This is a genomic window from Ktedonobacterales bacterium, from assembly GCA_036557285.1.
Taxonomy (GTDB): domain Bacteria; phylum Chloroflexota; class Ktedonobacteria; order Ktedonobacterales; family DATBGS01; genus DATBHW01.
Window position 1 is genome coordinate 152,875 of the sequence record DATBHW010000003.1, and the last position, 13,892, is coordinate 166,766.

Sequence of the window (13,892 nt, forward strand, 5' to 3'; positions counted from 1 at the left end):
GCCACACCCCCCGCCGTTCGCCGCCAGGGACGGCGGCGCTACAGGCGGAGGCCACCTGCCTGTACCGCCAGCCTCCGTGCTAGCGCAACGCTGGCCTGCCGGTACGTTGACCTGGGGGCGAGCGCCCGTGCTTTCGAGCGTCTCGCCGCCTGGAAGGCAGCGTTACAGGGAGCAGCCTCAAGTATTCAAGAAGATGAGATATTAGCCGCTCAGATGCGTTTTCAGAAATGTCAGCGTTTGCTGAATGATCTGCCGGGTCCGGTCCGTCGCGTCCAGTCCATCAAAGCCATGACGGCCCTCTGGATAATTGATGACTTCGATGGGCGCGTTCTGCTTGAGCGCCTCAACTACAAAAGCGTCAATAGCCTGATTCATGCGCGGATGATCGCGCCCGGCGCGCACCACCAGCATGGGCGCCTATCGCTCTCATCGGCCATCGTTGCTTTCCTTTCCTGCGGCTTTAGAATGCCTCACACAACCGACGGGTGGCCCCACCCCTGCCGCCTGGAAGGACGGCGCTACACCCCCGCCCCTGCTCGTGCGGAGGTTGTGTGAGGCGCTCTTAGCTCCAATCCTCCAAAATGCCGACGCGAGATAAGCCAGCCACCATCTGGCTCACCCATTCCAGCGCCAGCCGCGCGTCACCCAACTGGCGCTCCAGTTCTCGATAGACCTGGCCGACGCGCTGGCCCTGATGCAGCAGACAGACCCGGCGCACAATCCGATTGAGCAGCCAGAGCGGGGTGGCCGCGCTGCGTAAGCCGCTCTCGATTTCGGTCTGAAGGACCAGCAGCAAGCCGCGCGGAGTCTGCTGGCTCAGGCGATCATCGGCAAAGGGACGCCAGCGGCAGCACTGTTCGGCAGGGACAGCGCCGACATCTTCTTCGTTCCAGGCCGGACGTTTTTCGACCAGCGGCAGCAAGCGACGGATGCACTCTATTTGCCCCGCAGCGGGCAGCCCGGCCACCAGCAGCGCCAGTTCATACCTGCGCCCCTCCGGCGAGACGGCAGCAGACGCGGCGTGCCTCTGAGAACGCCGGGACAAGGGCGTATCCCCGGGGCGCTTCGAGCCAGCATCGGGACGTTTCGGGCCAAAGAGAAACATAGACCTGCTCCTTTCGCGCACAAGACGCGCGGCGTTGGACGCGAAACGGCTCTCGCCTGGTGACGCCACGAGGGCGACGATGCGCACTGCTCGACATACTGTCGGGCAACCACACCAGGAGAGAGCCGCTGAGCGGTCTTGGGGACAGTGAGATACAATACCACTCAGTCCCACTCCTGGCTATGTCAGGGTTCGGGGCGAGTGGCGTGTCGGTGGCTTTACACCGACGCGCCATGCCATCCGCGTTATTCAGTTGTCTGTTCTGCGAGACAACACCTCAAAAAGACATGAGAACAGGGAAGCGATGGGAGTAGTATACCGTTTCTGGTTCAACCTGTCAAGGGCTGTAGCCGGAAACGGTTCCACCACCTATCGGGGAGCCACTTGTAGCGCCGCCTTCCAGGCGGCTCGCCCGTAGCGCCGCCGTCTCGGCGGCTCAACGCTGGCCCTGGCGAACGCTCGCCCTGGCATGAGACGCCCGCCCTGGCGAAGTGCTGGCCGCCGGGACGGCGGCGGTACAGGCGGAGGCCGCGCTGTTCGCCCTCTAGCGCGACGGTCCGGCAGGCCAGCGTTGAGCCGCCGAGACGGCGGCGCTACAAGTCTTGCCGCATGGGCTGAACTTTTCATCTGAATGTGAGTAGAGGCGCGGGTTCAACCGCCAGCAGGCTCACGCGATGGTCACGGCAGTGATACCCGTCATGGTGCCGATAAACAACGTCCTGTGGTAGATCGTCGGCGTCGCAAAGCGCGAGGTTGTGCCAACGGAGATCGTTGTGCGCACCTTCCCCGTTGCGATGTCCAGCGCGTAGAGCGTCCCACCAAAGGGATCGAGGCTGTAGACCGTCTGCCCGCCGATCACTGGTGAGCCGCTAACCTGCTGGGGAGCACTCCAGCCGACGACCACTCGTGGCCCGTCGGTGATAGTAAGCTGGCGTAGTCCACCAGGACACGGAATGAAGAAGGATGCGCCGCTCACCGCCGCGCCGCCGTAGGCCGGACAGACCGAGAGCGCCTGAATCTGGCCGCCGACACCGCCCAGGTGGTCAGCCCGCAGCAGATAGCCCTGGCCCAACTTCCCATCGGCATAGATCAACCCACCTGGCAGCAGCACAGGCGACATCGAACCGAGATCGGCGTCTGAGGCATTATCGCTGGGCCAGCTTGTGGGCGCAAAGGCATCGAGCAGCTTGAGCGTGGGGGAGAGCTTCAAGACCGAATCGCTGTGGTCCCAGTTTCCTCTCGTGACTTCGCCGTTGCCCACAGAGACATAGAGATTGCCCTGGTCGTCTATGACGGGTCCGGGTGGCGCCCAGATGCCCGCCTCACGCGGGGTGGGCACCTGATAGACAAGCAAATTCCCCGTCCCATCGGTGCGCGAGGCGACCACTTTGCCGTGATAGGGGCCACAGTCGCCAAACAGCCCGCCGTAGGCTACATAGACTCTTCCCCCGGCGAGCGCCAGGGCCGCGCGCTCCTGGTGCGGCCTTGGGTCTTCTCCGGCAGGGTCCATAGAGCGGCGCACTTTCACCTGGCCGGTTTTGACATCCAGGCCAACCAGTATATGGGCCGGGCCTGTTATCTCAGCCACCGCAAAGACCAATCCCGTCTGCGGATCATAGACCGGCGTTCCCGTAATGCCCAGCGGGTCAATATTGCCACACGGCAGATCGGAGAGCGGCACCGGCGTTCCCACATGGGTCTGCCATTGGATTTTCCCGCTCTGCGCGTCAAGCGCGTAGAGGGTATCGTTTTCAGTCGCCACAATCACCAGACCAGCGACCACCAGCGGCTCGGCATAAACCGCCCCGTCGAGGGGTTGCTTCCAGAGATTGCTCAGGCGCTGCGGATCAGGCGTATCAGGCACATAGCCGGTACGAGCAGGGTTCGCGTGGTACATCGTCCAATCGACAGCAGCCACCGGGGTAGGAGTCACCGTCCCTGGAGTGAGGGTGATCGGCGTGATATGCGCTGACTGCTCCGGCGGAAGGCTCTTATCGCAACCTGCCAGCAGGAGCAGCGACGCCAACACGCAGAACCAGGCCAGCGTTGCCCTGCCTGCGGGGCTGCCTCGCGGACGCGAAACCTTGCCGCCGCCTCTTTGCAAAGAGCGGCACACCTTCGTGAAGAGCCGAAAATCCGAATTGGATGCGCTGGCACTAAGCATGGGGTTATTCTCCTTCTGACAGCATGCCTATCACACGATGCATATTACCAGAGGGGATAAGCAAGCGCAGGCCGCAGCAATAGTGAACCCGACTATTGTTTCTGACGCTTGCGTGGGGGCAAATGTCTCTCAAGTACCCCTTCTAGCATCTATCATCCATCTATGGCGCGTATACGCCGCCAGGCAGCGATGTAGCGATTCAGGCGCTCCCGGTCTTGTTCGTCAATTGCCGGAAGGCGGCGAATATCCATGTTATCCTCCAGATCGGCCAGCTTGACCCGCCGCGCCAGGGGATTGACACTGGCCCGCTCGATGAATTGCTCGTAGCTCTCGGTTGAGCGCCGCGTCAAACAGTCCAACGCCTGCAAAAACTCCTCACCGTAGCCCATCGCCCGCAGGTCATCGAAGGTATACGGGGTATCCTCTACCAGATCGTGCAGCACCGCCAGCATCTGTTCCTGCTCGCTTTGCAGGCGAAACATCACCCGCAGCACATGCAGAATATAGGGCTGCCCCACTCTATCCACCTGCCCGCGATGCGCCTGCGCCGCCAGCAAAAGAGCGTCTTCTAAAGTTGGCATATTGTTCTGGCCTCCCGTTTAGATCGGCGTATACTCGACAATAACATTCGTCGCATCGTCGGCCACAAAGATATGCCCGCGCGCATCCACGACCAGCCCCTGCGGTTCGGCGTATTGATCGCGCCCCAGCGTGTCCCGGTGTCCGGTTGCCAGGTTCAGACGAATCAGCGCGTGAATCCGGGGAGCCAGATCAATGACCAGCAGATTGCCTTGCGGGTCCAGAGCAGCGTCATCCGGCATGCCAAAGCCACCGATGCGCGTCTTTTCGCCTGTCGGCGTGATGCGCCAGACCGCGCCGCCGCACTCATCGCTCACATAGATGATCCCCTGCCCATCAATAAACGCGCCCACAGGCCGGGCAATGCCGGAAGCCAGCAGCGTGAGCGACGTTCCATCCAGACTCATGCGATAGACCTCGCCCGTCGGGCTATCAGGTATGATCAGCGTGTTCGTCGTCGGGTCAAGCGCGATCTGATCGACGCCATCCTTGCAGCGGGCGCTGCTGGGCCTGCCCGGCAGTTTGCGCAGCAGCCTGGGCCTGGCTGCCCCTGGCGCTAACGAAACGATCTGATGGGTCGTCTGCTCGGCGATAATGAGCGTCCCGTCAGGCAAAGCGACTACCCCCTCCGGGCCAGGCAGGCCGCGCGCCAGCACCATGACCGAGCCATCGGCATTTAAGCGGCTGACGGTCCCGTTATGTTCGTCACTGAAGAGCAGGCGTCCCTGTGGATCGAAGGCCAGATCATCGGGGCGTCCGACGCTGCGCAAAATGACCCGCGAGGTGTAGCGCATCGGCGTGGGAATGGGCGTTGGCGACGGCAGCGCGCTGGCCGTCGCTGTAGGGCCAGCGGTGCGCGTCGGGCTGACCCCCTGTGGAGCAGAGGCTTCGCCGCACGAAGTCAGCAGCGCCAGACAGAGCAGCGCGCAGGCTGAGTAGAGGCGGCGGATGAGCATGCAGGTTCCTTTCTTAGCGCGACAAGCTAGCTGGTTAGCGCAAAGAAAGCATATACTGTCCAGGAGCATGTTGCAAACGGAAAATGACAGGCGTCGCACATAATAGGACGTGTACAACGCGGTATTATAGAAACAACAGCGAGCAACCCTTATGGCTACCAAAAAGACCCCCAACGCTCAGAAGCCCCCGTCGGCGCGCCGTCCTCGGCGGCGTCGGCAGAACCTCGGCCAGCGGATCGCGCATCTCCCCGGCGCAAGCTGGCTAGGCATCCTGACCGGCCTGCTGGTCATCGGGATTATCGTCTTCGCTATCATCGCCAGCCGGGGCAGCGCGACCACCGGAACATCCAGCACGCAAGGGCTGCTGGCAACCGGCACGCCCGCCCCCGCCATCGCATCGCTTCCGGCAGCCGATGGCGGCAGCTACAGCCTGGCGCAGTATAAAGGGCAGAAGGTCGTGGTGCTGGAGTTCTTCGCCCCCTGGTGTCCGCACTGCCAGAACGAGACGACAACGCTCAAGCAGCTTCAGCAGGAGTATGGCGCGAAAGGCGTGCAGGTCTTGAGCGTCAGCGCCTCACCCTATGGGCGCAACTATGAGCAGGGGGACCAGACGCCTATCTCGATGAGCGACATTCAATGGTTCTCCAACACCTATGGCCTGAACTATCCGGCGCTCTTCGATCCCAGCCTCAAGGCGGGCGATGCTTATGGCGTCCAGGGATTTCCAACGCTCTACATCATCAACAAACAAGGCGTCATCACCTATGCGGGAAGCGGTGAAACCAGTTATGCGACCCTCCAACAACAGGTCAATCAGGCGCTCAGCCAGTGAGCAGCCCGACAGTATCAAGGAATTGGCCCTCCCGATGACAGCGCCCTCTTCCGTTCGCATGTCTCGATTACGCTGGGGAGCGATCTGGAGCTTCCTGCGTGGTCCTTACCCCACGCTCGTCTCGCGGGCAGTAGTAGGCGGCGTCTTCCTGCTGGCAGGCGTCAGCAAAGCACTGGACATAAACGCCTTTGCCGGGGAGATCAGCGCCTATCAGATCGTACCGACGGCGCTGGTCCAGCCAATGGCGATTGCGCTGCCGCTGTTGGAAATCCTGATCGGTGGGTATCTGCTGCTGGGGCTGATGCAGCGGTGGGCGGCTGCCGCTGCGGGCGCGCTGCTGCTGGTCTTCATCGCCGCGATGGCCTGGGCGCTGGCGCGGGGGCTGGCGCTCGATTGTGGCTGCTTTGGCAGCACGTTGGGGCTGAGCGCCTTCCGCGAAACCGTGAGCATCGGGAGCGTTGCCCGCGATGTGCTCTGGCTGCTGTTTGCCATCCATCTCATCATCGTCCCAGGCGTCTGGTCACTGGATGCCTTCCGCCGCAAGCGCGCCCATGCTATATCTCCCTGAATACCACTTGTAGCGCCGCCTTCCAGGCGGCCAGCGATGAGCCGCCTTCCAGGCGGCGCTACAGGCGCTGCCGTCTCGGCGGCTCATCGCTCGGTTGGCTGCTGTGGCACACCTGCTGGCGCTTTAGGAAACCAGGCATCGGCCTGCGCGTTATCAATCTTCACCTCATTGCCGCAAGCGTTGCAGCGCATGCTCGTTTTCTTCGAGATGGGGAAGACCTTGATCCAGAACAGCGTGGCCCAGGTGCGTTTGCGCACCACTGTTTGCGCCGCCATCTGCTGACACTTGGGACAGGGCTGCTGGATGCGCCCCATCACCGCGCTCGCCGTTTTGTAGCCATAAACGATCATGAATCCGTCTCCTTCATGAATGACGAGGTAGCTCTCTCGCCCTGGCCTGCCGCCAGGGACCGTCACAGAAGAGCTTCTATGGTGTCAAACGTATAGGGAGACGGGCGGTAACAATCAGGCGGGGAGAAGATTCTGCCTGCTTCAGTGCTTCCGCTTCTTCTGATCCCTCTGCCTGGGCTGGTTCGTCGAGTTCCGGCGAGGCTGCGGACGCGCCCCGTTGCCGCTCTGTTCAATGTCATTCTGGTTTTCAATTTCATCGAGCGCCTGCGCGGCCAAGAGCTGGCGTTCGTATTCCTCGTCTTCCAGCGCGTGCAGTTCGCGGATACGTCGCTCTTGCTTGCGCATCCACCAGACCAGCCAGGCAACGCCGCCGACCAGCAGGATACCCCCCACGACATAGATGACGATCAGGATCACCTGCGCGCTCTGGCGATTGACCAGCGGCGGAAAGGGACCGGCCAGCACAAACTGCGGCGCGCCACCCACATGCACCGTACCCAGTGTCTTTTGTGTCGTCACTTCCAGAAACGTTACATCGCCGCTGTCCTGCTGGCCCACCAGCCCCAGCGAGCCATCGCTGGTAATCGCCACGTAGGCTGGCCCGCCGCTCACCGAAAGCGTCTGGGCTGGCTTATTCGACCAATGCGTGGGAACATCCTGGCCGCTGCCTACCGGGTGCAGCACGTCAATCACGTTGGCCTGGCTATCAGGCACATATATCTCGCCGGTGATGGCGTCATAATCCATCCCATGCAGCGCCTGGCCGGTGAAAATCGGGCCGAAGAATTGATGGCTTGCCAGGGTGAAGCCGAAGACATGGCCTTGTTTCGTCGCCACATAGGCTGTGCCACCAACGGCGGGAACCGTCACCCAGATCGGGTTTTCGCCGCCGGGCAGCGGCGTTGTCGCCAGCGTCTTGAAGCTCTCCGAACCAATCACCGTGAGGCTGGCCGCCTCCTGGTTCGCCACCAATACCTCGCTGCTGGCGTCCGTTTCGGTGATGCCGCTGGTTGGGCCGGCAATCGTGATACTTGCAGGCTGCTGCCCCACCGGAATTGTTGCCAGACGCTTCCCGCTGTCGGGATTCAGCACCGTCACCGTATCGCCGCCGCTGTTGGCAACCCATAGATGGCTGGGGTCTACCAGATCGAGCGCCAAAGACGACGGGCCGGGTCCGGTGGGATAAGTGTTGACCACCTGTTTGGAGCGCGCATCAATGACCGCCACGTCGTTCTTCCCGGCCAGCGCCACATAGAGAAAGCGGCTATCGGTGCTTAGCACCATGCCGCGCGGGTCGCCGTCCAGATGCACTGTGCCAGTGATCTGCTGGCTGGCAATGTCAATTATCGTCACGCCATCCTTCGTCCCCGAAACATAGGCCAGATTTGGCGCGCCGCCATCGGCGCGCGCCTCCGGCGCTCCCCCTGCCGCCAGGATCGTCAGCGCCAGCAGCGGCGCCAGCACAAGCCCCAGGAGAAATGGGGTCAACCGCCAGCTTTTCTTCATCATACCCATCACTTTTTCATGACTTTCCAGGCGCTCAGGGCGCGACCTGTGACCACTGCTGGCCGCCGTTGGAGCTTGCGTAGACCGTCACCGGATACGAATTGCCCAGATAGACCTGCTGGCTGTTGCTCGGTTCTACAGACAGGCTCGCAAAAAAGAGGCGGCTGGCCGGAATCTTGAGGTTCTGCCAGTGCTGCCCACCATCCGTCGTCTGGTAGAACGACGAGCCGCTCACCCCATAGGCAGTTGTGGGAGTGGTCGGGCTGCTCGAAAGGAATTGGAAGGCCAGATTCTGCGCCGTCAGTGTAAAATGCGCGCCGCCGTCCTGCGAAACAAACGTGCCATCATCGCCGCTGGCATAGATCAGCGATCCATTGAGCAATGCCTTGAAGATGCCATCCTTGATGCCAGGCGCGGCCTTCCAGTGCGCGCCATTGTCTTCGCTGGCAAACAGGCCCTCCTCGCTGTAAACGAAGAGATGCCCTGCCTTCGTCGGATCAACCAGCAGCCCCAACGACTGCGTATCAGGCAGCGCGCCCAGCGGCTGCCAACGCACACCGGCATCTAGCGTTTCATAGAGGCCCTGCTTCTGGAGTCCTTGCATATAGATATAAAGCTGCTGCGGGTTTTCAATGCCCGCCGCCATATAATAGACCGCAGGCGAAGGCAGGTTGGAGAGCGCCGTCATCAGGCTCCAGGTTGCGCCGCCATCCGCTGAGGTATAGATGCCCGGCACGCCCGAACTTTTGGGCAGATCGGAGAAAGTGATCGCCTCGACGTAGACGCGCTGCGGATCGAGTGGGCTGACCGTCAGATACTGCGTCATCAATCCCTCGGCAAGCTGGCCGGGACCGCCCATCACCTTCTGCCAGGTCTTGCCGCCATCTGTCGTGCGGAACAGCCCGTAATGGGTCGCCAGCAGCACCAGCCCGGGCTTCCCTGGCAGGGCCAGCATGGCGTGAATATGATTTTTTTGATCGCCAAAACCAGGATTGGGCTGGGAATTGCTGCACGCCCCCAACAACAGCGTCGGCGTCAGCGCCACCAACACCCACCACACGCCCAGCCGCGCAAACCATCCCCGCCGACGCTCGGTCCTGGCGCTGTGGGAGAAATTACCCATAAGCAAGCTACCTCCTCCCGCCTCATGTATCAGCTTGCGCCCTGCCCCCAACTATGAGACGCCTCAGCGCGCCATTTGTTCCCCCAACAACACATCCATCCGTCTCTCAGTATAGCGCAGTCTTGGAACAGAGAAAAGGGTTATCGGCAATTTTCTCAAGGGGGTGTCTATTGCTGCCAGATGACGCTGCCGTCGCTGGTCCACAGCGCCAGAACACTGGCGTCGGTCTGGACAAAGATCGCCTGATCGGTCAACGCCAGGATCGGGGTCAACCCTGGGTTGTCGAGACGCTGATGCCAGAGCAGCTTTTGATCGCTGGCGCGCAGGGCGTTCAGGAGGCCATCGCCGCTGACGAAATAGAGGACGCCATTGGCAAGCAGCGGCCCGGCCAGGGACCAGGGGGCAATAATGGGCGTGAATGAGGGCGTCTCGTAGCGCCAGAGCTGCTTGCCATCTTTGGCGCGCAGCGCGTAGAGAACGTCTATGCAGGTTAATCCCGATGAGTCGCAGTAGCCGCCCGTTCCCAAGTAGACCACGCCACCGGCAACCACTGGCGCTGAGACCGCATCCTGCGTCGGATCGAACCGCCAGAGCGGCCCGCCATCGCTGGCCCGCAGCGCGAAGAGATGCGGAATAATGTCATCCCTCGAAGGGGCCAGTATCCGCTCATCCACGAAGGCATAGACGCCGCTGCCATCTACGCCAAGCCCCTCCAGGTACGGCAAACCCTCCAGGCCCAGCGGCGCGCGCCAGCGTTGCGTGCCATCGCTGACGCGCAAGGCGACCACCCCCGCGCCTACACCGACATACATACTGCTGCCGAAGACGGCTGGCGGCGACATCATCTGGTCGGGGGCGGCATAGCGCCAGAGCGTATGCCCATCGCTGCCACGAAACGCGGTAATGGCTGGCGCAACTGTGATTACCGGATCGCCCTGATCGCCCTTGTGATAGACGCTATTCTCAAAATAGACCACCCCATTCGCAGCGGTGAGCGTCGGCTCAAACTCGACCTTCTGCGGCTGCGACTGCCAGAGGACGCTGCCATCGCTGGCGCTCAGAGCCAGGACAGACACGCTCTCACTGTCGCCCAGAAGAACGTACACTCGGCCCTGATCGCTCACCAGATTGGAGAACGCTCCACTCTGTTTGGAGCGCCAGAGTACCTTCCCATCGCCCCGGCGCAACGCCAGAACTCTTGAGACATCGCCGGATTCATTGGTAATCGCGTAGAGAACGCCGGGTATGCGCCCGACAGGTGAGGGCGTGCCGCTGGGAGAGGGTATACCGCTGGGAAGGGCGCTGGGCGTGCCAGGAGACACAATGTTGGGGGGCGCGCTGCTGGAGGGTGAGCCACGCGATACGAAGATGGCGACGGTCAGGAGAATGACGACCAGTACAGCAGCCGACGGAGCCATCCAGCTAACAAAACGGCGCGCCGGACGCCGGGGAGCTTCGGCGCGCGGCGCTGGCGGGGCAGCCATCGTCTCTTGCCGTTCAACGCTATCAATCACTCCTTCCGGGGAGACAGCGGGAAACCCAGCCGAAAGTGAAGCGATATGCCGTCGCAAGGCCGCTTCCAGAGCGGTATATTCCTTTAGCTGCTGCCGACACCAGCGACAGAGAGCTACATGCGCGCGCGCCTCGGCGCCGCGCGCCTCTGCAAGCTCAGCGGTATTCAGCAGCGGCAGCAGATCGGCAAACTGGTTGCAATCCGGTCCAGGGGCAAGCGGCCCCAGAGATGGTGTTTTCATGAGGACGACGCCTCCTCAAGCCCGTCGGCAGCGCGCGCCAGATAGGCAGCCCGCAGCCGCTGCCTGGCGCGCGAGAGACGCTTTTTACACGCTTCAGGGCTGATATGAACAATCTGCGCAATCTCTGCCGAGGGAAAGCCCTGGACAACGTTCAAGAGCAGACATGATGCCTCTTCCAGCGTCAGGCTGGCGAGCGCGGCTTGCAACACGGCCCCTTCCACAATCTGCTCCTCAAATGGCGCTGATTCCTGAAGAAAGCGATCTTCCCCATCCTTCGGCTCCTCCAATGGCTCCCAGCGGATCAGGCTGCGATGCCTCAGCGCCGAAACCGCCTTGTGATGCGCCACGTGAAAGAGCCAGCGTTGTCTGCCTCGCTCGTCGCTCTCCAGATCAAAGGGCGCGATGCCCTGCTTTGCCGCGCGCCAGGCATCGCAGAAGACATCCTGCATCAGATCGCGCGCCTGCTCTTCATCGGCCATCAATCCACGCAGATAGCCATAGAGCGCCCGCTGCGTCTGGTTCACCAGAGCAGCGAAGGTGGACGTTTCCACCGGAACGCGCGCACGCGACGTATTCACGTTCTTTCCTTCTCCGTCACGCGCCAGAGACGGCCAATCATCATTCCCCGCCAGGTGAGGTCATACGATGAGTCAGTATCCCTCTATAGAGCTATCGCATGAGCCGCCTGCAAGGGGACACAGAACTTCCAGTTTTTCGCCTGACCAACAGCACGCGAAGGCCGCTGCTCTACGAACGCTTCGCTTCTCGCTCCTGCCAGCTCAGGCGAAATCCATAAAATGAGCGAAAGCCGACGCGCGCGTAGAAGGATCGGCTTGTCTCCAGCGCAAGCAGTTCAAGCCGCGAGCCGGGACACAACCGTTGGCTCGCCTCCAGGAGCGCGGAGCCGATCCCCTGGCGCTGCCAGCCAGGGGCCACCAGCAGGTCCACGATATAGGTCGTGATCGATCCATCGCTCAAAGCGCGACAGAACCCGATCACCTCATCATTCGCCACTGCTGCCAGCGCGGGCCAGGACCGCCGCCAGGCGTCAAGCGCCTCAGCGGCTCGCTCAAGCGTGGTGGGCCAGCCTTCCGCCGCCGAAAGGCGCTGCACCGTCGGAAAATCCGCTTCCTCCCAGCGGCGAATGGTGACGCCTGGCGGCAGCGTAAGCGTCTTCACGACAGCTTGCAGGCCGCGTTGCCTATACTTTGGATGCAATGTTTTGCTCCTTCGTCAACTCTTTCGATCCACTATGAACAAGACGACATAAAGCCAGATGAGCGAAACCCGGCGAAGGACGCAGCGGGCAGAGCAACTGAGGCGAAGGGAGAAAGCGGCTAACCGACCCCAGCAGGAAGCGCCTGCTCACTCAGGCAAAGCCGCGAGCAGGGGCAGGAAGTCTGGCGCCACGTTCTGCCGCATAAGCGAACGCGCCGGTGCTTATGCGGCCAGGAGGCTTGTGAGAAGGAGCGCCTTCCATATGAAGGAGGGCAGCAAAGAGTGCTTGTTCATGGAAATGACTATAGCGCGCGCAGGCTGGCTTTGTCAAGCGCGCTCAATCCGTAGCGCCGCCGTCTCGGCGGCCAAACGCTGCACCAGCGCGGGCTGCTGCTCCTCCGAGCGCACCGCCTCGGCAAGCCATCGGTGGGCCGCCGAGACGGCGGCGCTACGCAGGCAGCCATCGCTCTGCTTGCCAGGGCTTATCCGCCCGCGCTCATCTCCTGTATCGCGCCAGCGACCACCGTATAGCACGCCGCATCCGAGAGCAGGTCGGCGGGGAGCGCGGCGCGCTCGGTGGTCGTGAGCAGCACTTGCTCCAGACCGCGCACCATGCCCAGCAGATAGCTGCGGCGCTCCTCATCCAGTTCGCTGAGGACATCATCCAGCAAGAGGATAGGCTGCTCGCCCGTCTCTTCTTGCAGGAAATGCAGTTCGGCCAGCTTGGTTGCCAGAGCGGCGCTGCGCTGCTGGCCCCGCGAGCCGTAGACCGCCAGGTCCATCTGCTGGCTCAGAAAAGCCACATCGTCTCGATGCGGCCCCAGCAGATTGACACCCGCGTGAATCTCGCGTCGGCGCAGCGTGGACAGTTCGGCGCGAAAGGCGCTGGTCAGGCTCTCAACCGTCCTGTCCGTCGGCGCGCCCGCGCCTGCAAAAGATGGGCGATAGATCACCTGTATCTCTTCTGCGCCGCCGCTCAGTTGCTCATAGAAGCCGCGCGCCCCGGTATTCACCCGCTCGATCAACCGGGCGCGCTCCAGCATCAGCGTGCCGCCCAGCGTGACAAACTGCTCGTCCCAGAAGGCGAGCGAGCGCGGGTCTTCCTGGTTCTCGCGGATGCGTCGCAAGAGCGCGGCCCGCTGCGCCTGCACCTTCTGGAACTGGCTGAGCGCGTGGCAATAGCGATGGCTCACCTGGCAGAGCGTCACATCCAGATAATGCCGCCGATACTGCGGCGTGCCGATCACCAGATCAAGATCGGGCGGCGCGAACAGCACAACGTTCACCTGGCCCAGCAGGTCCATCGCCCGGCGCGGCGACCCATTGATCTTGATGCGCTTGCGCAGCGCGGGCGGCGCTTGAAACGCCCCAACACCTTCTGGTCGCCGCGTTTCGCCCTGAGCGGGCGGCTTCGGATCGGCGATCACAATCTCCACACTCAGCGGCCCGGCGCGGCGGGCAAGCCGGGCATCCACCCGCGCAAAATGCCCCGGCGCGCCCCAGCGCACCGTCTCGCGCTCGCCGCCCGCCCGAAACGAGCGGCTGGTGGCGAGCAGCGCGATGCTTTCCAGCAGATTCGACTTGCCCTGCGCGTTGCGCCCCTGGAAGATCGACAGGCCAGGACGCAGCGTCAGGTCCAGTGTTTCATAATTGCGAAAGTTGGTTAAACGCAAGCGTTGCAGATACATGCCACCCTATTTGATGCCTTTTTATGCCCGATGTCCAACGTAGCCAGGA

At 62.3% G+C, this 13,892-nt stretch carries 14 protein-coding genes; 2 read left to right on the forward strand and 12 right to left on the reverse strand.

Annotated features, from left to right (window positions below; all coding sequences use genetic code 11):
• Positions 1-201: 201 nt before the first annotated feature.
• From VH599_01075 to VH599_01095, 5 genes are all read right to left on the reverse strand, one after another.
• On the reverse strand, positions 202-411 hold the full coding sequence (locus VH599_01075; protein ID HEY7346879.1) for a hypothetical protein: 210 nt from the start codon (positions 409-411) through the stop codon (positions 202-204).
• Between the two features lie 151 nt (positions 412-562).
• Positions 563-1,105, reverse strand: coding sequence for a hypothetical protein (locus tag VH599_01080; GenBank protein ID HEY7346880.1), 543 nt, complete (start codon positions 1,103-1,105; stop codon positions 563-565).
• 667 nt (positions 1,106-1,772) lie between these two features.
• Positions 1,773-3,269, reverse strand: coding sequence for a PQQ-binding-like beta-propeller repeat protein (locus VH599_01085; GenBank protein ID HEY7346881.1), 1,497 nt, complete (start codon positions 3,267-3,269; stop codon positions 1,773-1,775).
• Positions 3,270-3,421: 152 nt separating this feature from the next.
• Positions 3,422-3,850, reverse strand: coding sequence for a hypothetical protein (locus VH599_01090; GenBank protein ID HEY7346882.1), 429 nt, complete (start codon positions 3,848-3,850; stop codon positions 3,422-3,424).
• A gap of 18 nt (positions 3,851-3,868) precedes the next feature.
• The gene (locus VH599_01095; protein ID HEY7346883.1) at positions 3,869-4,804 is read right to left on the reverse strand and encodes a hypothetical protein; all 936 of its coding nucleotides are present in this window, start codon (positions 4,802-4,804) and stop codon (positions 3,869-3,871) included.
• Positions 4,805-4,955: 151 nt separating this feature from the next.
• Between VH599_01095 and VH599_01100 the strand changes: the two genes are divergently transcribed.
• Together VH599_01100 and VH599_01105 are read left to right on the forward strand one after the other, a co-directional pair.
• Positions 4,956-5,636 carry a TlpA disulfide reductase family protein gene (locus VH599_01100; protein HEY7346884.1) on the forward strand — a complete coding sequence of 227 codons (681 nt, stop codon included), beginning with the start codon at positions 4,956-4,958 and terminating at the stop codon, positions 5,634-5,636.
• A 34-nt stretch (positions 5,637-5,670) separates the two neighbouring features.
• The gene (locus VH599_01105) at positions 5,671-6,204 is read left to right on the forward strand and encodes a MauE/DoxX family redox-associated membrane protein (GenBank protein HEY7346885.1); all 534 of its coding nucleotides are present in this window, start codon (positions 5,671-5,673) and stop codon (positions 6,202-6,204) included.
• Between the two features lie 83 nt (positions 6,205-6,287).
• Here the strand turns inward: VH599_01105 and VH599_01110 are convergent, their stop codons facing one another.
• The 7 genes from VH599_01110 to recF form a co-directional block, all read right to left on the reverse strand.
• On the reverse strand, positions 6,288-6,554 hold the full coding sequence (locus VH599_01110; GenBank protein ID HEY7346886.1) for a zinc-ribbon domain-containing protein: 267 nt from the start codon (positions 6,552-6,554) through the stop codon (positions 6,288-6,290).
• 141 nt (positions 6,555-6,695) lie between these two features.
• Positions 6,696-8,063: a hypothetical protein gene (locus VH599_01115; GenBank protein ID HEY7346887.1), complete on the reverse strand. Its 1,368-nt coding sequence runs from the start codon at positions 8,061-8,063 to the stop codon at positions 6,696-6,698.
• 31 nt (positions 8,064-8,094) lie between these two features.
• Positions 8,095-9,183, reverse strand: coding sequence for a hypothetical protein (locus tag VH599_01120; GenBank protein ID HEY7346888.1), 1,089 nt, complete (start codon positions 9,181-9,183; stop codon positions 8,095-8,097).
• Positions 9,184-9,350: 167 nt separating this feature from the next.
• Complete coding sequence (locus VH599_01125; GenBank protein HEY7346889.1) at positions 9,351-10,937, reverse strand: PQQ-binding-like beta-propeller repeat protein; 1,587 nt, start codon at positions 10,935-10,937, stop codon at positions 9,351-9,353.
• Positions 10,934-11,515 (reverse strand): sigma-70 family RNA polymerase sigma factor, encoded by a 582-nt coding sequence (locus tag VH599_01130; protein ID HEY7346890.1) that lies wholly within the window; start codon positions 11,513-11,515, stop codon positions 10,934-10,936. Before VH599_01130 ends, VH599_01125 begins: the two co-directional genes overlap by 4 nt.
• Positions 11,516-11,684: 169 nt before the next feature.
• A complete protein-coding gene (locus VH599_01135; GenBank protein HEY7346891.1) occupies positions 11,685-12,155 on the reverse strand; it encodes a GNAT family N-acetyltransferase in 471 nt (156 codons plus the stop codon).
• 482 nt (positions 12,156-12,637) lie between these two features.
• Complete coding sequence (recF, locus tag VH599_01140; protein ID HEY7346892.1) at positions 12,638-13,843, reverse strand: DNA replication and repair protein RecF; 1,206 nt, start codon at positions 13,841-13,843, stop codon at positions 12,638-12,640.
• Between the last annotated feature and the right edge of the window lie 49 nt (positions 13,844-13,892).